We start from the raw sequence: 18963 nt of genomic DNA on the forward strand, positions 1-18963 counted from the left end.
GCCTTACTCAGGGGATCGTTCCATGAGCCAGATTGCTTTTTCCAATGCCGTCACCGAGTTGTTCGGCACGCGCCTGCCCATCGTCGCCGGCGGCCTGATGTGGCTCGCCGATGCGGACTATGTCGCGGCCGCCTCGCGTGCCGGCATCATCGGCTTCCTCACGGCCGCGAGCTTTCCCGAGCCGCGCGCCCTGCGCGACGAGATCCGGCGCTGTCGCGACCTGTGCGAAGGCGGCCCGTTCGGCGTGAACGTCTCGATGTTGCCGAAGCTCGTCCCCGGCGAAAAGACGCGGGAAGTGTTCGAGCTCATCGTCGACGAAGGCGTGCGGTTCGTCGAGACCTCAGGTCGCAATCCGCAGGAGTTCATGCCGTTTCTGAAGCAGGCCGGCGTGAAGGTGCTCCACAAGGTGCCGGCGGTACGGTTTGCAATCAAGGCGGCTTCGATCGGCGTCGATGCCGTCGCGATCGTCGGTGCCGAATGCGGCGGACATCCGGGACTCGACATGGTGGGATCGTTCGTCAACGCCGCGTGGGCCGAAAGCCAGCTGGACATTCCGTACCTCGTCGGCGGCGGCATCGGCCGCGGCTCGCAACTCGCCGCGGCGCTCACGATGGGCGCCTCCGGTGTCGTCGTCGGCACGCGCTTCGTGGTGGCCGAGGAGATCTGGGCACATGACGACTACAAGTATCGGCTGGTAGACGCCGGACCGACCGACACGGATCTCTGCATGCAGTCCGTGCGCAACACCGTGCGGACGCTGCGCAACGAGACCACGGCCGCTGTGAAGGAGATCGAGGCACGGAACCCGAATGTGACCATTCAGGACCTGATGCCGCTGGTTGCCGGCAAGATCGGCCGCGACGCCTACGTGACGGGCGATTGGTCGAAAGGGCTGCTCGCTGCGGGGCAGTCTCTCGCGTTCGTCGACCGCGTCGAACCGCTTGCCGACATCGTGCGCCGCTTCGAGAGCGACATGTGGCAGGCGCTGACGCGGCTGGCAAACAACTGCTCGGGGTTCGTGGACGCTGCACGGGGTGTGCCGGCGTAGCGCGCGGTGAAGATCCCGGCGCACAGTCAAGCGCTGTGCTCCTTTAGAACAAGCGCTGGCGAAAGCAGCCCGCAAAGCAGCTGCATCCAGCCACCGAGGCTCATCCCATTCGTCGTCGAAGACGTCAGCAGATAACCGGCAGGAGACAAACCCATGCAGCAGGCCCACATCGATTCAATCAAGGCGAGCCCCGCGTACCGGCGGCTCATCGCATCACGCCGCCGCTTCAGCTTCTCGCTGACGGCCCTGATGATCATCACCTACTACGGCTTTATCCTGCTCGTCGCCCTCGCACCGCAAGTGCTCGCCCATCCGCTCTATGCGGGAGCCACGACGAGCATCGGCATCGTCGCGGGTGTCGGCATCATCCTGATCGCGGTTGGGATGACCGGATGGTATGTGCTGCGTGCGAACCGCACGCTCGATCCGTCGATGAGGGCGCTTCTCGCCAACGCCAACGTCAACGCAGCCAAGGAGACGAATTGATGAAACTCGTGCGCCTCCTGCTCGGCGCGAGCTTGGCCTCGATGGCCGGGCTCGCTCATGCCTCTTCTGTCGAAGGCCCAGTGCCGGATCATGTCGAACTGAATCCCGTCGCGATCGGCATGTTCCTCGTGTTCGTACTTGTCACGCTCGGCATTACGCGCTGGGCATCGCGCAGAACCCGCACGACGAAGGACTTCTACAGCGCGGGTGGCGGCATCTCCGGCTTGCAGAATGGGCTTGCCATCGCCGGCGACTACATGTCCGCGGCCTCGTTCCTGGGGCTCTCCGGCATGGTGTTCGTGTTCGGGTTCGACGGTCTGATCTATTCGATCGGCTTTCTGGTCGGCTGGCCGTTTGTGATGTTCCTGCTCGCCGAGCCTTTGCGCAATCTCGGCAAATATACGTTCGTCGACGTTGTCGCCTACCGTTTCGAGCAGGCGCCGATTCGTCTCCTGACTGCCAGCACGTCGCTCGTCGTCGTGTGCTTTTATCTGGTCGTGCAGATGGTCGGCGCGGGCAAGCTGATCCAGTTGCTGTTCGGATTGCCGTACTGGATGGCCGAAGTCATCGTCGGCGCGCTGATGGTGATCTACGTTTTCTTTGGGGGCATGACGGCGACCACCTGGGTGCAGATCATCAAAGCCGTGCTGCTGCTGTGCGGCGCGACGTTCATGGCCGTCACCGCGCTTGCGCAATTTGGCTTTAGTCCCGAGGAGATGTTTCGCCGCGCGGTCGACGTCCATCCCGGCGCACTCAGCATCATGGGCCCCGGCAAACTGCTGAAGGATCCGCTCAACGCACTCTCGCTCGGCATCGCGCTGATGTTCGGCACCGCGGGGTTTCCTCACATCCTGATGCGCTTTTTCACGGTGCCCAGCGCGAAGGAGGCGCGCAAGTCCGTGTTCGTCGCCACCGGTTTGATCGGCTATTTCTATCTGCTGACCTTCATCATCGGCTTCTCCGCGATCGCGTTGCTCGCCCAGCATCCCGAGTTCTTCAAGAGCGCTGTCGGTGGGCATTTCAATCTCACACGCGACCTGCTGGGCGGCTCGAACATGGTCGCCGTCAAGCTGGCGCAGGCGGTGGGCGGCAACCTGTTCTACGGCTTCATCGCCGCAGTGACTTTCGCGACGATCCTGGCGGTGGTCGCGGGTCTCACGCTCTCCGGGGCGACCACGGTTTCGCATGATCTTTACGCCTGCTGGCTCGCGCGCGGTAAGGTCAACGAAGCCCACGAGATGCGCATATCCCGCGTGGCGACACTGATCCTGAGCATCGTCGCGATCGGACTTGGCATTCTCTTCGAGCACATCAACGTGGCGTTCCTGGTCGGTCTGGTGGCGGCGGTCGCGGCGAGTGCGAATTTTCCGGTGCTGGTGTCGTCGATTTTCTGGCGCGGCATGACGACCCGCGGCGCTGTGGTGGGCGGCAGTCTCGGGCTGATCTGCGCGGTGCTGCTGACACTCTTTTCGAAATCGGTATGGGTCGACGTGCTGCATCAGGCACGCCCGCTGGTGTTCCTCGACAACCCCGCGCTGGTTTCCGTGCCGCTCGCGTTCGCGGGCATCTGGGTCGTCTCGATGCTGGATCGCGGCGCCCGTGCGCAGCGAGAGCGGGACGCGTTCGTGCTGCAGGAGTTTTATGGGCAGACGGGCATCCTGTCGGTGAAGGCAGTCGATCATTGAACCCGATGCGCGCTTTCGCCACTTGCGCCGTGCGTATCCGGGTTCAGTGAGACCGGTCATGCGCAAGCACCGACTGCTTGCTGGAGCAGATCCGGGGGCATTCTGCCTCTGCGGCTTTCCCGACGACAGCGCGTCCCGTTCGTCGCGCCAGACCGCGCAGCTCCCTGGTTCTGTTGGGCGAACTCACACAGCGGCCACAAAACGTTGGCTACGGCCAGACATCGCGACTCCCCAATCCACCGGTAAAAGCTGCGCGGCCGAGATCGATCTTGTTTGTTTTCAGGTGGTTAGGATCGCTCGGAGGTTGCGCGGATCAGGCTTGGCATAGCCCGTGCGTTTGTAGCTGCGGGCGCAACGTTGAACATAGCGCGCCGCAATGGACCTCATCCAGGTGCATTCATATGTTCACCAAGCTTATTGGAGTCGTCATGAAAGCGAAATCAATCGCTGCGCTGTTAGTCGCAAGCTCCGCATCACTGGCGGTTCCTTCCATCGCGAGTGGTTACGGCCCGTCACCCTCCAATGGCTCCGACGCCGGTGCGCCAGCAGCGCAACGCGGTCAAACCATTCATGCAAAGGCCGCGGAAGACGGCCAGGGCAGCGTGGTTGGCGTAAAGCGCAGAGGCGTGGGTGGCGAGGAATCGGTCAGGTCGCAGTCTGGCCGGCGTGTCCCAACTGACAGCATCGACCCGATGTATCGCGGCGGTTGATGAACCCGGTCGCAGAGCGCCAGTTCGCTGGTGCTCTGCGACTGAACCGTCACGACGTACCCGAAGATCCAGATGTTCAGGTGCTGCAATCATTCGCTTGGCGATGTGGCAGTCTATTTACAATAAAAGTGCACAGGCAAATACAAGTGAGCCTCAGCTGTTGCTCAAAGAACGGCCAGCACCGACAAAAATCCGGTTTTATAACTGGTACCGGAAAACCGAATTTGGAGTGGTCGTTTCGGCGGCGGCCACTTCCGAAGTTTTTCAACGGAATCAGAATAATTTACGCCCTTGAGATCCATGCAATTGCGATAGACCAGTCAATATCAATCGACTTTCAAGGACATTTCCTCAACATATTTGTCCTTCGGGGGCTAGCGCAGGCATCCGAAATTGCCAGAAGAACGCGATCCGAAGCGGCTTCCCAAGGGGCACAGTCGTTTCACCTGGTTTCGAAGTTTGCGGATTTCTCGATAGTATTGCCACTATTCAAGGCGGTTCGGGATTCCGGCCAGCGCTCAAACCCAAGCCCTCCTGGACTCGACCACACCCACCCACGGATTGACGTCCTGAGGTGCTGCCGGGCGCAGCACCAGACACCAGGAATCCTCCGCTTAACAGGGAGATGGCCATGCAGTTCGACTACAAGCACTTCCACATCGACGCGTCGCCACTCGATGAAGGCGGCCGTTACTACGCCCGCGCGAAAATCTACCGGCGTGCCTCGTTGGGTGGCGACGCCGTTGAGGTGAAGTATTCGGGCGACCTCGGCGACTATCCCTCCGACGCGGCTGCAATCGAAGCGTCGCAGCGATGGGCGATCCAGTGGTGCGATGCGAATTCCGCTTAGGCTGCGCGCGACGATTTCTCAAGTCCAGGATCGGGGTCGGCCAGGTGTCTGCGCCATGGCAAGGCAGACCGGCGCGAACCTGCCACTCACACCGGAGCGTCGGGTTGCGCAGTGTGCGCAGCGGGACGCCGCAGATCGACCCACGCCGCGCGTAGCAGCGCGCGAGGCGCCAGGAATTTGGCCGGACCGATCAGACGCGCGCCATACGCGTGCAGATGTCTCGACGCTGCAGGGTCCTTCGCAGCGGCGCGGAAGGTGAGCCGCTCGATAGCGTTGAGTCCGTGCCGGCGCGCGTAGTCAACGATCAGAAAACGGTGTCCATTGAGTTCCCCGGAGACACGCTTCGCGCAGCGGCGCAAGGCGGGCGCAGTCGGGCCATGCTGTTTTAGAACCGGAGCCAGCGTGTCAACGAGCCACTCCGCTGTCTGGAACGCGAAGCCGCAACCCACACCCCACAGGGGATCGATACTCATCAGCGCGTCGCCGACGAAAGCGATGTTGCCCACCGCCGGCTGGCGCCACACATTCGGATAGCCCTTGACGAGCAAGGCATTGCGCAACGGCTCCGCGCTGGACAGATCAGGAGCATCGGGGAATCCCGTCATGCTTCGCTCAAGTGCGTCGCTCGGATTGACCCGAAAGCCGTCGAGCTTGTCCTTGGTCGCCATGTAGGCAATCACGGTGACGCCGCCATCGTTGGGAAATACGCAAGCGGTCTCCGGACCGCGCAACCACATTTGCGAGCAGGTTCCCCGCCGGAGCGCCACATTGCGATAAGCGCGAATTGCTCCAAAGCGGCTGTTCTTCGAGGAAGCGGACTTGACGCCGGCGAGCATTGCCAGCGGAGAGTTTCTGCCGTCAGCGCCGACGATCAGCGGGGCCGAGATCACTCTCGCGGGTGCTCCACCGAGTTCGACTCCGCAGTCGACGCCATCTCGTGTCAACGCGCGCAGGCTGTAACCGAGCAAGGTTGTGACGCCGGGCGTGTTCGCTGTCAGTTGGCGCAGGATCGGATCGAGCGTGCGGCGCTGAATGTTGTAACCGAAGACGGGTTCACCGCGTTCGTCGAGTGGCGCGATGTCTCCGGTCCAGCCATAACGAGTCTAGATGTCAACGCCGTTGCGCAGCCCGCCTGCATCCTCGATCAGCCGGTCAAGACCAAGACGCCGTAGCGTTGGCGTGGCCGACGCTTGAATGTAATGGGTACATAACTGCTTGAACGCCGCCACGTCCGCGTGGCGTTCAACCAGCGCCACGTGCAGGCCTTGCAACGCAAACAACCGGGCGGCCGTACACCCGGCGAGGCCCGCGCCGATGATCAAGACGTCGAAACTTTCGTTGATCGGCGCATCCAGTTGTGACGCTTCGCCGTTGCAGACCATGGTGTTGTTCATGACTCGACCTCAAGTCCGCAAAAGCGCTAGTCCACCGAGTATAGGCGGCGCTTATTGTTTGGCGGATGCTCCGACTCCTTGCCACCATCGCTGACCGATACTGCTTCGAACTGAACAAGCCGCTTCTGCCAGTCCCGCGTTCTTTGCCTACTCGATCAAAACCGGTGTTCCAAGCCAAAACATCACTGCTTCAAGACAATCGGTCGATTACGGAAAATAGTGGCGGTCGAGGCCGCGCGGGCATCGGTGCGCAGGTTGGCACAGCCGGCGTCATGCGGGACAATCGTGGCCAATCTGTCGACATCCGTCGCGAGGGGCCTGCCATGTCGGTATTGATCTTGGGGTTGCTGATATTCCTTGGTTCACATTCGGTCCGGATTTTCGCGGAAGAATGGCGCAAGGCGCGGATCGCCCGGATGGGCGAGATGAGCTGGAAAGCGGCGTATTCAGTCGTGTCGATCATCGGACTTGCGTTGATCGTCTGGGGATACGGCATGGCGCGGCGCGAGCCCGTCATGCTTTGGTCGCCGCCAGCATGGACGCCGCATTTCGCAAGCGTGCTCACTCTCGTGGCGTTCATCCTCTTTCCGGCGGCGTATGTCCGGGGCAATCATTTCAAGTCGCTGGTCAAGCATCCGATGGCGATCAGTGTCGTGCTGTGGGCTTTGGCTCATCTGCTGGCGAACGGGACGCTGAACGCAGTCTTGCTGTTCGGCGCATTCCTCGTTTGGGGGCTGTTTGATTTCGCTGCTGCGCGACGGCGCGATCGCGTCGAAGGGATTGTTTATCCCGATGGAAGCCTCTCGCGCGATTTGATTCCAGTCGTGGTTGGCGTCGTCGCCTGGATTGCGTTCGCGTATTTTCTCCATGAGTCGTGGGTTGGTACGAAGCCGATGGGATGAAGCGTGTGTCGCGCGAGCGCCCCTGCGATGGGCCTCGAGTGGCCGGTTCGCAATGGATATCCGACCATTGTCGCGCGCCGACGTGGTGGATTCCCCCTGAATCGCACTCTGCCCGACTGAATCTTGTGTTGCATCTGTCGTTTGCAGTTACTCAGCGAGACTGCCGATGAACTGCCTGATGTTGTCCAAAATGGGTTGCTGATCGCCCGCGAAGGCCCAGTGATCAGCGCCGTCGAGTTCGACGAATCGTGCCTGCGCGATGTGGCTGGCGAGATGCCGGCCGGCGCCGATGCGAACGGCGCGGTCGTCGTGACGGCGGAGCACCAAAGTGGGCATTGAAATTCGGCTCAGGAGATGCCGCACATCCATATCGCGCAACGCCTCGAGCACGCCCTTGATGGCTCCCGGGCTTGACGCTGCCCGAAGCAAGCCTGCCCACCATGCTCTTGTCTGAGCATCGCCAGACAGGCTCGGCGCGAATGTCTCGATGCCTGCAGGCCCGCCCCAGACCGCGACGAGCTGCTGCAGCCACATCTCATACTGACTAGCCTCCAGTGCGTGGCAATAGTCGTGCGTTGCCGTTCCCTTCGCCAATGAGGCGAACAGAATGAGGCCAGCGACGCGGCTCGGGTGATCAACGGCAAACTTGATGCATGCCGGTCCACCCTCTGACGCGCCGAACAGCACGACCCGGCGGCTGCCGGCGGCGTCAAGCACGGTGCCGATGTTCTGCGCGGTCGCGTCGACGCCGGGATTGAACCCGACCCGGTCGGAAAGCCCGACGCCGCGACGATCGAGCAGGATGAGATGACCTATCCCGGCGAGGGAGGACAGGAACGCCCGGCACCGGGGCTCCTCCCACACCCGTTCGACGTGGGACACGAAACCGGGCAGCACCAGAACATCAATGCGGCCGGCGCCGTAGGTCTGGAATGCAAGATGGACGCCGCCACCGCTGGCGTAGCGCGTCGACGGCGGATCCTCGATCGGCAACGGTACGCCGGCATTCAGCAGCGCGCGGGTCTCGGATTCGGGAGCCACATTGAGCTCGTCGCGAAGGCGCTTCGTCAGGGCCTCGAGGTGCCGCTGGGCCGCGGCCCGGTCTCCGGCGAGCAGAAGGTTGCGGATGAGGTGACGGCCGTACACTTCGCTGAGCGGATCGAGTTCAACAAGACGGCCGGCGTGCGCGGCCGCGGCCCCGTAGTCGCCGGCCGCATTCTTGTCGTGCACCACTCGTTCGAGCGCCTGGATCGCCCGGCCGCGCAAGGCCTCGCGGCGGAAGAAAGCCCAGTCGTCGAACTGCGGGCAGTCGCCGGGCGAAAAACCCTCGAGAAAGTCGCTGAGATAGTGGCGGCACGCCCGCTCGAACTCGCCGCAGTCGCAGGCTTGCTCGAACAGTTGAGAATCCACCCGCAGATCGATCGCTGCCGACCATCGAACTGTTGACCTGTCGGCGGTGAAAAAGTCGTCGCCGAGCGTGAGCTGGAGGCGATGCAACAGACGCCGCAGCCGTGCCCGTACAACCTCCTCGCAGCCTTCCGGCCACAACATCGTGGCGATGACGTCGCGCCCGACTGGGCCCTTCGCTTCGGCGAGGTAGACCAACAGGGCCAGGCCTTTGCGCAAGGCCAACTGGCACAGTTCTTCGTCCCGACGGATCTCCGGAAATCCAAGCGTCCGTACGCTGAACAGAGCCATGGCGAGGCGACCTCCATGACGGCGTCCGGGGGACGCTCAGGGGACGAGGCAATCCTACCATTGCTGCAAACGGGGGGTGCTGGACTCGTTTTACGGATATGACTGGAGGTTTGCCATGAAGGACCTGGGAGAGCATGCAATCGTGATCGGCGCCAGCATGGGTGGGCTCCTGGCCGCCCGCGGACTGTCGGATTTCTATACCATCGTCACCGTGCTCGAGCGCGATGCGTTTGCAGCGGCAGACACCCCGCGCAAGGGCGTGCCACAGGGTCGCCATACCCATGGGCTCCTTGCGCGAGGCAGCGCGGTACTCGAGGAATTCTTCCCTGGATATAACACCGAGGTCGTCACGCAAAGCGGCGGCTTGATCGGTGATGTAGCCAACGATGTGATCTGGATCGGTCGCAACGTTAGGCTTGCTAACGGAAAGAGCGACCTGATCGGCCTGCTTGCGAGCCGACCAGTGCTCGAAGGCCATCTACGCCGACGGCTCCTGGGGTTGCCGAACGTGCGCCTCATAGAAAATTGCGCTGTTCGGGGTCTTGCCACCGACCCGGTTCGCAAGAGCGTGACGGGTGTGCGCACAAGTGTCGAGGGCGAGCCGGAAGCGATCATCGACGCGGACCTTGTCGTCGATGCGACAGGCCGTGGCTCGTCCAGTGCGGCGTGGCTTGAAGAGCTCGGCTACCAACCTCCCGCCAATGAGAAGGTCGAGATCGGTATCTGCTACATGACCCGTACCTATCGGCGCCGGCCGACTGATCTTGACGGTAAGCACGGTATCGTTGTCGCCGGTAGTGCGCCGAACTGGCGCAATGGCGTCATGCTCGCGCAGGAACGCGACAGCTGGATCGTCAGTGCCGGCGGTTTTCTTGGTGACGACGCACCCGACAACGAGCAGGGCTTTCTCGCGTATCTGGCGACGCTGCCGACCATGGAAATTCACGACGTTGTCGCAAGAGCGGAGCCGCTAACCGATTACAGGCGCTACCGCTACGTCTCCAGCTTGCGCCGGCGGTATGAGAAGCTCGCACGCTTCCCCGAGAACTACCTGATCTTCGGTGACGCCGTTTGCAGCTTCAACCCTGTCTACGGGCAGGGCATGACGGTCGCGGCGGAGGAAGCGCTGACGCTGCAACGATGCCTGCGCGCGGGTTCGAACGATCTTGCGCGCCGATTCTTCAGGGCGGCCGCGAAGATCGTCGACATTCCGTGGGACATTGCAGTTGGTAACGACCTCCGCCATCCACAAGTCAAGGGAGCGCGCCCGCCGATGCTGCGTTTCATCAACTGGTACATTGGCAAGCTTCACTTTGCCGCGACACGCGACAGCACGCTGGCGACTGAGTTTTTGAAGGTTATAAATCTGATGATGCCGCCGTCGTCGCTGCTCAGTCCTGCGATCGCAAGGCGGGTCTGGCAGGGCAACCGGAGGTCCGTACTATCGGTTCCCTCGCCTGCAATCGAAGCAGCGCCGCGAAATAGCGCATCATCATGACCGGACATCACGGTGTTGACCGGGAAAGGTGCCCAAAGCGTGCTCGCCACGCGGTCGCTCACGATATCCACCGTTTTTGAAGACGTACGACGCATTGACTACAAAACGCGTCGCCCTCACTCGCAAAGCAGCCCCACCATCGGAATCGCCGGCGTTCGTCCCGCGATCAGGTCGGCGGTGATTCGAGCCGATCCGTGCGACATGGTCCAGCCGATATGGCCGTGACCGGTATTCAGATAAAGATTGCGATACTTCTTGCGCCCAAAAAACGGCAAGTTCGTCGGCGTCATCGGCCGCAGCCCGGCCCACATTTCGGCGCGATCGTAGTTGGCGCCGGCGGGGTAGAGTTCCTGCGTCACACTCTTCATAAACGCGAAATCAGAAGGCTCGTGGCTCGTGTCGTAGCCAGCAAACTCCGCGGTCGCGGTGACCCGAATCCGGTCGCCGAAGCGCGAGATGGCGACCAGGTTGTGCTCGTCGACCGCTGCAACGGTAGGCGGCAAGGGCCGGCCATCGATCGGAATCGTCAGCGAGTATCCCTTGATCGGATAGATCGGCAGATCGATGCCGATCTGTCGGCCAAGAACCGGACTGTAGGGGCCAAGGGCGAGCACATACGCGTCGCCTTTTACAAGGCCTCGACTCGTTCTGATGCCCACCAGGTCCTGCCCGGCGGTTTCGAAGCCGTCGATGGTGGTATCCGTCAGAAGCGTAGCGCCGCGCGCGACAATCTTTTCCGCAAGGGCGCGGGTGAACTTCGCAGGGTCTCCGGTCTCATCGGTCGGGCAGTGAATGGCGCCCGCTATCCTGTCTTTTGCCGAACCCAGCGACGGCTCGAGTGCGACGACCTGATCGCGGCTGAGAACCCTGATGACTTGCCCATCGGATTCCAGCAGTTTCATGTGTTCGACTCCGCGGTCCAGCGCTTCCTGAGTCCGATGGAAATACAGAATTCCGCGCTCATTTCGATCGTATTCAATGGCTTCCTCAGCGATCACATCGTGCAGCACACGTTGCGAGTACGCGGCAAGCCGATGCTTGAGCAGGGTATTGCGGCGTGCCTTCTCTGATGTGCATTCCATCAGGAAGCGCCACGACCAGCTGTAAAGCCGGGGATCCGCCGAGAATCTGAAGCGCAACGCCTGATTCTTCAGCACCAGCGATTTGAGCAGGATCATTGGCGCCTTGGGCGAGGACCAGACAAAGGAATGCCCGGGCGCGATCATGCCCGCGTTACCCCAACTGGTCTCCGCTGCGACTAAAGGCTGCCGCTCGACAATCACGACCTCATGGCCATCCTTCTTTAACTGGTACGCGGTTGTCACACCGACTACCCCGCCGCCGAGCACGATAACTTTCATGATGTCCTCAGATGCAGGGAGGCTGGCGGTTATTCACGGCAGCGCGGTGCGGCTCCGGCTTTTGTGCTGCGCCAAAATCGATTCCCGCCGGCCGGCAGCAGTCTCACTTCCATTGCGGCTGATTCAGCACCATTCCGTGCTGCCCCTTGTAGGCAGCCACAGCCGGCGGCGTCCACCCCTCCAGCAACTGTGGCGCGAGTTGCCAGACCTCGATGCCAAGCGGCCGGCACACTTCCAGCGGATCGCGCGCGTCGGGCCCCCACATCGGCACTGACAGATCGCCGCCCGGACAGGTCGACAGCGCGCACAGCAAATCGATCTCCGCGAAGAATTCGAGGTAATCGCCTTTCTTTGCCGGACACGCCTTCATGAAGTACTTGTCTTCGAGATTCAGGCCGGTGCACTGGAACACGTTGAGCACGTCGTGGACGTCGTACTCAGTCAATCCATACGGGGCGATGGCGCGCGTCAGGTTGGAGTGGCAGTGGAAATGAAAGTCCTCGCCGGTCAGCATCCGGTTCACATAGGGGTCGCAGCGCGTGCCGAGCAGATCGTGGACACGGCCGCCATGCTCGTCGACGCCGTAGTCTGCGAGACTGTCGTCAGTGATGGTCACCATCGGACGCAGAAACGGCAGCGTCGACCACAGACGGTCGAACGTGCTCACGTGCGCCTGCTGCAACTGGCGCGTGCGCGATGCCCACATGCGCTCGCGCGGGTCGTGCCGGTTCCACAGGTTCAGGTCGGCAACCTGCGGGCCTTCGATCGTGACAATGCGAAACACGTGGCCAGCCGGCACGGTCCACGCTTGCCCCGAGCGGATCGGCACGACGATCGCTTCGACCAGCGTGCGGGTGTCGTGCTGTGAAGCGATGCGCTGATAGAACGCCTTGTCGACGTCGAGCGCGGAGCCTTTGGTGGACTGATAGGCGGCAGGGTAATTCAGCATGATGGATTCTCCCGCGAATTCAGGCCGGCGTCGTGCCGCGCCCAGGCGGCGGCGTCATCGCACCGGGGCGGCGCAGCATCTTGTCCACCTCGCCGGCGTGCAGTTCTTCGGCGTAGATCATCTGACGTGCGTATTCTTCCAGCGCGACCGAACGACCTTCCGTTCGCGCAAGGAGTTCCCGGTACAGGTCAAGAGCGACTTTCTCGGCTTCGAGCGATTCGCGCAGAATGGACGCAATGTCGAAGACGTGCGAGTCGAGAAGCGGACCGATCGCCAGAGACGGGTAGGCGCCCAGGGTGGTGATCCATTCGCCGGCCTGCTGCGCGTGCACGAGAGATTCGTCGGCCTGTTGCCGCAGCCACGCCACAATCGGGATGCGGCCAAATCCAAATACCAGCAATGAATAATGAGTATAGCGAACGACCCCAGCCAGTTCCGACTCGAGAATCCGGTTCAGCACTGGCACGACCTCTTCCTTTTCGACCGCTGACATGTTGCCCTCCCTTGCGTGGTACCCGTTTCAAGCAAGCTCGTTGAATCCTTGGGCGGGTTACTCCGCCGCGACAGCACTGCCGCCCAGATAGGCGGCGCGGACCCGGCTATCCTGAGCCAGCTCCTGTGCGGACCCCGCGAGCGCAATGCGCCCGCTTTCCAGCACGTAGGCCCGATGAGCGATGCGCAGCGCCTGGCGGGCGTTCTGCTCGACGAGGAGAATCGAAGTGCCTTGGCTGCAGATGTCGGCGATCATGCCGAAGATCGCGCGGACCAGCTTCGGCGCGAGCCCCATCGAGGGTTCGTCCAGCACCACGATACGCGGGCGCAGCATCAGCGCGCGGGCAATCGCGAGCATCTGCTGTTCGCCGCCGCTGAGCGTGCCTGCCAACTGACTGCGTCGTTCGCCGAGCCGCGGGAAAGTCGCGTAGAGCTGATCCCGTCGCTGCTGCAGCGCCGCACTGTCGCGCCGGATCAGATAGCCGCCGAGATGCAGATTTTCCTCCACCGTCAGCGCGCCGAAAATGCGCCGTCCCTCCGGCACATGACCCAGACCCAGCGCCACGATCTGATGGGCGCGCAGTCCCGTGAGGCGCTGGCCATCCATCGCGATATCGCCCGTCCGCGGCCGGATCAATCCGGAAATCGCCCGCAGCGTGGTCGTCTTTCCCGCGCCGTTGCTGCCGAGCAACGCGACGATCTCGCCCTGTGCGACGTCCAGCGAGACGCCGTGCAGCACTTCGACATTCCCATAGCTCACACGCAAGTCGCGGATTTCTAGGAGTCCCACAGCGATTTCTCCCCGCCAGTATCGTCGCTGGCTTCGTCCTTTTCAGCTGTGCCGAGATAGGCATCGATCACGCGCGGGTCCGCCCGGATCGCAGCGGGCTCTCCTTCGGCGATGACGACGCCGTGATCCATCACGATGATCCGGTCCGACACGCCCATCACGAGCATCATGTCGTGCTCGATCAGCAGCACCGTCACGCCATGATCGCGGATTCGCCGGATCAGTTCCATCAGCGCGCGTTTCTCGGTCGGGTTCATGCCCGCTGCCGGCTCGTCGAGCAACAGCAGGCGAGGGCTGCTGGCGAGCGCGCGGGCGATCTCCAGCCTGCGCTGGTCGCCGTAGGGCAGATCGGCGGCGCGCTCGCCAGCGCGGCCCGCCAGACCGACGAAGGCGAGCCAGCGCAGGCCCTCGGTCGAATGATCCGCCGCCTCGGCGCGCGCGGACGGCAACGCCAGAAGCTCGGCGGCGAGCGTTGTCCGAAGCCGATGATCCATGCCGGTCAGCACGTTTTCGAAGGCCGTCATCTGGCCGAACAGGCGGATGCCCTGGAAGGTGCGCGCCATGCCTTGATGGACGATGCGATGAGGTGCGCCGCCGGCCAGCCGTTCCCCGCACCAGATGATCTGGCCGCCGGTCGGGCGGATCACGCCCGTCAGGCAGTTGAACACGGTGGTCTTGCCGGCGCCGTTCGGACCGATCAGGCTCACGATCTCGCCGCTGCGCACCGTGAAGCTCACCCCGCCGACTGCCAGCACGCCGCCGAAGCGGCGCTGCATGTCGCGCACTTCCAGCAGGATTTCGTCGGTGACGGCGTGGCTGGGCACCGGGGCCCGATCGGCGTCGGCGCCCTTGCGCGGCGGCGCGACGCGGCGCAACGGCGCCGGCCACAATCCCTGCGGCCTCAGCAGCATCAGGATCACGAGCCCGATCGCGAAAGCGAAGATGCGCCAGAGGTTCAGAAAACGCAGCATCTCCGGCAGGCCGGCGACGATGACGGCGCCGAGGATCACGCCGGGAATGCTGCCCCGGCCGCCGAGCACGACGACGATCAGGATCGTGACGGACTGCAGATAGGTGAAGCCAGTCGGATCGATGGTGCCGAAGCGGGCGGCGAACAGGCTGCCCGCGAGCCCGCCGATCAGCGCGCCCATCACATAGGCGAGCAGCTTGACGCGCAGCGTCGGCACGCCGACGGCCTCGGCGGCGGCCTCGTCCTCGCGGATGCTGGTCCAGGCGCGGCCGAGGCGCGACTGGCCGAGCCGGATGGCGAACCCGAGCACCAGCACGAGGAACGCCATGCCCAGTTCGTAGAGCGCCGGCGGCGAACTGATCTCGAAACCGAACAGGCTAGGGCTGGCGATGCCGAAGATGCCGTTCGGGCCGCCGGTGATGTCGAGATTGGTGGCGACGATACGCGTGATTTCGCCGAACCCCAGCGTGACGATCGCCAGATAGTCGCTGCGCAGGCGCAGCGTGGGGTAGCCGATGACGATGCCCGACACCCCGGCGAACGCGAGGCTGAACGGCAGCGTTTCCCAGAACGAGAGGTGCAGCAAGGTTTCCAGCAATGCGGTCGAATACGCGCCGATCGCGAAGAAGGCCGCATAGCCCAGATCGAGCAGTCCGGCATAGCCGACCACGATGTTCAGCCCGAGGCCCAGGATCGAATAGGTGACGATGGTCAGGCCGACATCGACGACATAGTTGCTGGCGAGCGCGGGCAGCGCCACGGCGGCGGCGAGCAGCGCGCCGCCGGCAGGTCTCGCCCAACGCGCGGAAGCCTGAGTGGCGCTCATGGATTACATTCTCTCGACGACGCGTTCGCCGAACAGCCCGGTCGGCTTGATCACGAGCACGGCGATCAGCACGCCGAACACGAACACGTCGGTCCATTGCGACGACACATAGCCCGCGCCGAACGCTTCGAGCAGGCCGATCAGAATGCCGCCCGCCATCGCGCCCGGAATGTTGCCGATGCCGCCGAGCACGGCGGCGGTGAACGCGCGCAGGCCCAGCACGAAGCCCATGAAGAAATTGATCTGCGTGTAGTAAAGCCCCTCCATGACGCCCGCCACGGCGGCCAGTACCGAACCCAGCAGGAAGGTCAGCTGGATCAGGCGCTCGACGTCGATGCCCATCAGGCGCGCGGCGTCCTGATCGATCGCCAGCGCGCGCATCGCGGTGCCAAGAAAAGTGTGGTGTACGAAGAAATACAGCGCCAGCATCAGCGCCAGGCTCGCCACGATTATGCCGATCTGCGCGAAGGTGATCTGCACGCCGTGGAGTTCGAATCCCGCCTGGCTTAGCACATGCGGATAGGTGCGAAAGCCCGCCCCGTAGATCAGCAGCACCCCGTTTTGCAGCGCCAGCGAGACGCCTAGCGCCGTGATCAGAATCGACAGCCGCGGCGCGCGCAGCAACGGCTGATACGCGAGCCGCTCGATCAGCAGACCCAGCGCGCCGGTGACCGTCATCGCGGCGACCAGGGCGATCAGCAGCGCCAGGGCGAGCGGCAGATGCGCGGACGCCAGCACCATCAGGCCGGTCCAGCCGATGAACGCGCCGACCATGAACAGGTCGCCATGAGCGAAGTTGATCAGCCGGATGATTCCGTAGACCATCGTGTAGCCGAGGGCGACGAGCGCATAGAACGAGCCGGTCGTCAGCCCTTCGATAACGAACTGGAAGAAGTCGCTCATGACGGGGGCGGCGCGCGCAATTCCGCTTACTTCATCGCTGCCCAGTGTCCGCTCGCATCCTGCCGCTGATAGGGCTCGAAGTTGTCGTTGTGCACGATGATGGTGATGTACACCGCTTTACTGCGGTCCCCCTTCGGATTGAAGGCGATCGTTCCAGTAGCTCCTGGGTAGTTCGAGATCTTGTGCAGAGCAGCGGTGATCGCGGCGGGCTGTGCCGATTTGGCGTCCGCGATGGCTTTCGCCGTGACTCCGACCGCATCGTATTCATAGACCGAGTACGGTCCCGGCCCTTGCCCGTAAGCCTTCGTATAGTCATCGACGTAGGCGTGCGCGCCGCTCAGGAACTGCGCGAGGGGGGCCGTCGTGATGATCATGCCGTCGGCGGCGGGACCGGCCGTCTTCATCAGCGTGGGATCGTTGGTGGCGTCGCCACCCATGAAGGTCATTTTCAGACCCAGTTGCCGCGCCTCCTTGACCATCAGGCCGGCTTCGGAGAAATAGCCGGTGTAGTAGATCACGTCGGGTTTCAGCGAGCCAACCCGCGTCAGTGTCGGCGAGTAGTCCATCTGACCGGGCGTGATCGAATTCGCGTAAACGACCTCGACGCCGTTCTTCTTCAGGGCTTCCACGGTGTTCTGCGCGAGGCCTTTGGAATAGGTCGTGTTGTCGTCGATCACCGCCACGCGCTTCGCGTGCAGCACGTCTTTCATGAAGTTTGCCGCGAATGGACCCTGCTGGTCGTCACGGCCGATCGTGCGGAACACGTTGTCGTACCCCATCTCGGTCAGTTGCGGATTGGTCGACGCATCCAGCACATAGGGAATCCCGGCGCGATGAAAGGTGGTCGATTCCGGCAGCGCCGCGCTGGAGCAATAGCCGCCCGCTACCGCGACTACGCTCGCATCGACGAGTTTCTGGGCCGCCTGCACGGCTGTCTGCGCATCGCAGGCGTCATCCTCGGGCACCAGCTCGATCTGCTTGCCGAGCACGCCTCCGGCCGCGTTGATTCTGGCGGCGGCGAGCTTCGCGCCATTGACGATGTCCGTGCCGGCATTGGCACTGCTGCCCGACAGCGGGACGGGCACGCCGATCTTGATGGTGGCGCCCTGGCTTAGCGCCGAACCGGGCGCCATGCCGACGAGCATGGCGAGAGCAGCCGCGATGGCCGTGACGGCCGTTTGCCGCAAGCCCCGATCTGCACCGGGCCAGTCATTCTTCTGAGCAATCATGTTAGTGACTCCTTATTGTGAAAGGGATCGGACGATCCGCCACTCGGCTATACGGGTGACATAAGAAACCTACGGACGGAAAGGGGCGATTGCACGGGATTCATGTCCGCCAGCCAGGTCGACGGCGTGACTGCTGGTTTCACCGGAGTGCTGGCACGAAAGCGCTCCTTTCATGATAGGAGGCGGTGTGCGTTGTGACGGTATAGGGTATTTGCGTATAAACGGTTACACAAAGGCGCCGGCAATCCTCTACCTTTAAAAAGGCAGTGACGGCCGGCACCCGCGAACCCGAACGCGATACGACAGGATGACGCTGAAATGAGGGCAATTGCACAACAGGATGACGCGTATGCGAGGCTCGATTTCACGCTGGACGACGGCATCTGCCGCCGCGCCGCGATCGGCCTCGTGGTGCTCGCCACCGATCATACGATCGAGCATGAGTGGCGGGGCTTGCTGAAGCAGGACGGCGTGGCGTTCTATGAAAGCCGCGTGTACAACTCGGCGGATATCACGCCCGAACGGCTGGCGGAAATGGAGGACCGCATTGCACCGGCGGTCGCGCTGATCCGTCCGGCCGAGCGTATCGACGTGGTGGCGTTCGGCTGCACGTCCGCGTCGATGGTGATCGGGGAGGAGAAGGTGTTCGCGCGGATTCGCGAAGCGCGCCCGGATGCCGCGACCACGACGCCGATCACCGCGGCGCTGGCGGCGCTTCGCGCACTCGGCGTCGAGCGCACCGCATTGCTTACGCCCTACGTGCGTTCGATCAACGATTACATGCGCGACTATATCGAGTCGCGCGGCCACGGCATTACGCGCATGGCGTCGTTCGAGCATGCGAACGATAACGAGGTGGCGCGGATCGATGCGGCGTCGTTGCGAACGGGCGTTGAGCGACTTGCGCGCAATGATGACGTGGATGCGATTTTCGTATCGTGCACGAGCTTGCGCATCGCCGGCTTGATTCCGGAGCTCGAGGCGGCGATCGGCAAGCCGGTGATATCGAGCAACTACGCGATGGCCTGGCACGCGTTGCGGCTCGCCGGCGTGCGAGATGGCGAGCCTCATCTTGGGCGGCTGTTTGCGCTATGACGTTGTAGTTTGAAACGCGACGCGACGCGACACGCCACGCCACGGTGAATCCCACGCAGGTCCTGATTGCGGAAACG

16 protein-coding genes and 1 pseudogene are annotated in these 18963 nt (G+C 63.0%); 8 read left to right on the forward strand and 9 right to left on the reverse strand.

Features of this window, described 5'->3' with window-relative positions:
- Positions 1 to 58 precede the first annotated feature (58 nt).
- From HV744_RS18210 to HV744_RS18230, 5 genes are all read left to right on the forward strand, one after another.
- Positions 59 to 1048, forward strand: coding sequence for an NAD(P)H-dependent flavin oxidoreductase (locus HV744_RS18210; RefSeq protein ID WP_246279096.1), 990 nt, complete (start codon positions 59 to 61; stop codon positions 1046 to 1048).
- A gap of 153 nt (positions 1049 to 1201) precedes the next feature.
- On the forward strand, positions 1202 to 1534 hold the full coding sequence (locus HV744_RS18215) for a DUF485 domain-containing protein (protein ID WP_175150855.1): 333 nt from the start codon (positions 1202 to 1204) through the stop codon (positions 1532 to 1534).
- Positions 1534 to 3219 (forward strand): cation acetate symporter, encoded by a 1686-nt coding sequence (locus HV744_RS18220; protein ID WP_175150856.1) that lies wholly within the window; start codon positions 1534 to 1536, stop codon positions 3217 to 3219. Before HV744_RS18215 ends, HV744_RS18220 begins: the two co-directional genes overlap by 1 nt.
- 401 nt (positions 3220 to 3620) lie before the next feature.
- Positions 3621 to 3929, forward strand: a complete 309-nt coding sequence (locus tag HV744_RS18225; protein WP_425497758.1) for a hypothetical protein — start codon at positions 3621 to 3623, stop codon at positions 3927 to 3929.
- A 631-nt stretch (positions 3930 to 4560) separates the two neighbouring features.
- Positions 4561 to 4779 (forward strand): hypothetical protein, encoded by a 219-nt coding sequence (locus tag HV744_RS18230; protein ID WP_175150857.1) that lies wholly within the window; start codon positions 4561 to 4563, stop codon positions 4777 to 4779.
- An 86-nt stretch (positions 4780 to 4865) separates the two neighbouring features.
- Here the strand turns inward: HV744_RS18230 and HV744_RS18235 are convergent.
- Positions 4866 to 6173 (reverse strand): annotated as a pseudogene (locus HV744_RS18235) (NAD(P)/FAD-dependent oxidoreductase).
- A gap of 323 nt (positions 6174 to 6496) precedes the next feature.
- On the opposite strand from HV744_RS18235, the gene HV744_RS18245 reads away from it, so the two are divergent.
- The gene (locus tag HV744_RS18245; RefSeq protein WP_175150934.1) at positions 6497 to 7075 is read left to right on the forward strand and encodes an NnrU family protein; all 579 of its coding nucleotides are present in this window, start codon (positions 6497 to 6499) and stop codon (positions 7073 to 7075) included.
- A 147-nt stretch (positions 7076 to 7222) separates the two neighbouring features.
- On the opposite strand, the gene HV744_RS18250 is transcribed toward HV744_RS18245, so the two are convergent.
- Positions 7223 to 8773 carry a bifunctional AfsR/SARP family transcriptional regulator/alpha/beta hydrolase gene (locus tag HV744_RS18250; RefSeq protein ID WP_175150859.1) on the reverse strand — a complete coding sequence of 517 codons (1551 nt, stop codon included), beginning with the start codon at positions 8771 to 8773 and terminating at the stop codon, positions 7223 to 7225.
- Between the two features lie 115 nt (positions 8774 to 8888).
- On the opposite strand from HV744_RS18250, the gene HV744_RS18255 reads away from it, so the two are divergent.
- Complete coding sequence (locus tag HV744_RS18255; protein WP_175150935.1) at positions 8889 to 10271, forward strand: FAD-dependent oxidoreductase; 1383 nt, start codon at positions 8889 to 8891, stop codon at positions 10269 to 10271.
- A 116-nt stretch (positions 10272 to 10387) separates the two neighbouring features.
- Here the strand turns inward: HV744_RS18255 and HV744_RS18260 are convergent, their stop codons facing one another.
- The 7 genes from HV744_RS18260 to HV744_RS18290 form a co-directional block, all read right to left on the reverse strand.
- Positions 10388 to 11632, reverse strand: coding sequence for a D-amino acid dehydrogenase (locus tag HV744_RS18260; RefSeq protein WP_175150860.1), 1245 nt, complete (start codon positions 11630 to 11632; stop codon positions 10388 to 10390).
- 103 nt (positions 11633 to 11735) lie between these two features.
- On the reverse strand, positions 11736 to 12581 hold the full coding sequence (locus tag HV744_RS18265) for an urea carboxylase-associated family protein (protein ID WP_175150861.1): 846 nt from the start codon (positions 12579 to 12581) through the stop codon (positions 11736 to 11738).
- 19 nt (positions 12582 to 12600) lie between these two features.
- Positions 12601 to 13074: a ferritin-like domain-containing protein gene (locus tag HV744_RS18270; protein ID WP_175150862.1), complete on the reverse strand. Its 474-nt coding sequence runs from the start codon at positions 13072 to 13074 to the stop codon at positions 12601 to 12603.
- Between the two features lie 57 nt (positions 13075 to 13131).
- A complete protein-coding gene (locus HV744_RS18275; RefSeq protein WP_175150863.1) occupies positions 13132 to 13863 on the reverse strand; it encodes an ABC transporter ATP-binding protein in 732 nt (243 codons plus the stop codon).
- Positions 13851 to 15659 (reverse strand): branched-chain amino acid ABC transporter ATP-binding protein/permease, encoded by a 1809-nt coding sequence (locus HV744_RS18280; protein ID WP_175150864.1) that lies wholly within the window; start codon positions 15657 to 15659, stop codon positions 13851 to 13853. Before HV744_RS18280 ends, HV744_RS18275 begins: the two co-directional genes overlap by 13 nt.
- Before the next feature lie 3 nt (positions 15660 to 15662).
- The gene (locus tag HV744_RS18285; protein ID WP_149669379.1) at positions 15663 to 16562 is read right to left on the reverse strand and encodes a branched-chain amino acid ABC transporter permease; all 900 of its coding nucleotides are present in this window, start codon (positions 16560 to 16562) and stop codon (positions 15663 to 15665) included.
- A 26-nt stretch (positions 16563 to 16588) separates the two neighbouring features.
- Positions 16589 to 17791 carry a branched-chain amino acid ABC transporter substrate-binding protein gene (locus HV744_RS18290; RefSeq protein ID WP_175150865.1) on the reverse strand — a complete coding sequence of 401 codons (1203 nt, stop codon included), beginning with the start codon at positions 17789 to 17791 and terminating at the stop codon, positions 16589 to 16591.
- 318 nt (positions 17792 to 18109) lie between these two features.
- On the opposite strand from HV744_RS18290, the gene HV744_RS18295 reads away from it, so the two are divergent.
- Positions 18110 to 18886: a maleate cis-trans isomerase family protein gene (locus HV744_RS18295; protein WP_175150866.1), complete on the forward strand. Its 777-nt coding sequence runs from the start codon at positions 18110 to 18112 to the stop codon at positions 18884 to 18886.
- The last annotated feature ends 77 nt before the right edge of the window (positions 18887 to 18963 follow it).

This window comes from Paraburkholderia ultramafica (assembly GCF_902859915.1).
GTDB classification, from domain to species: Bacteria; Pseudomonadota; Gammaproteobacteria; order Burkholderiales; family Burkholderiaceae; genus Paraburkholderia; species Paraburkholderia ultramafica.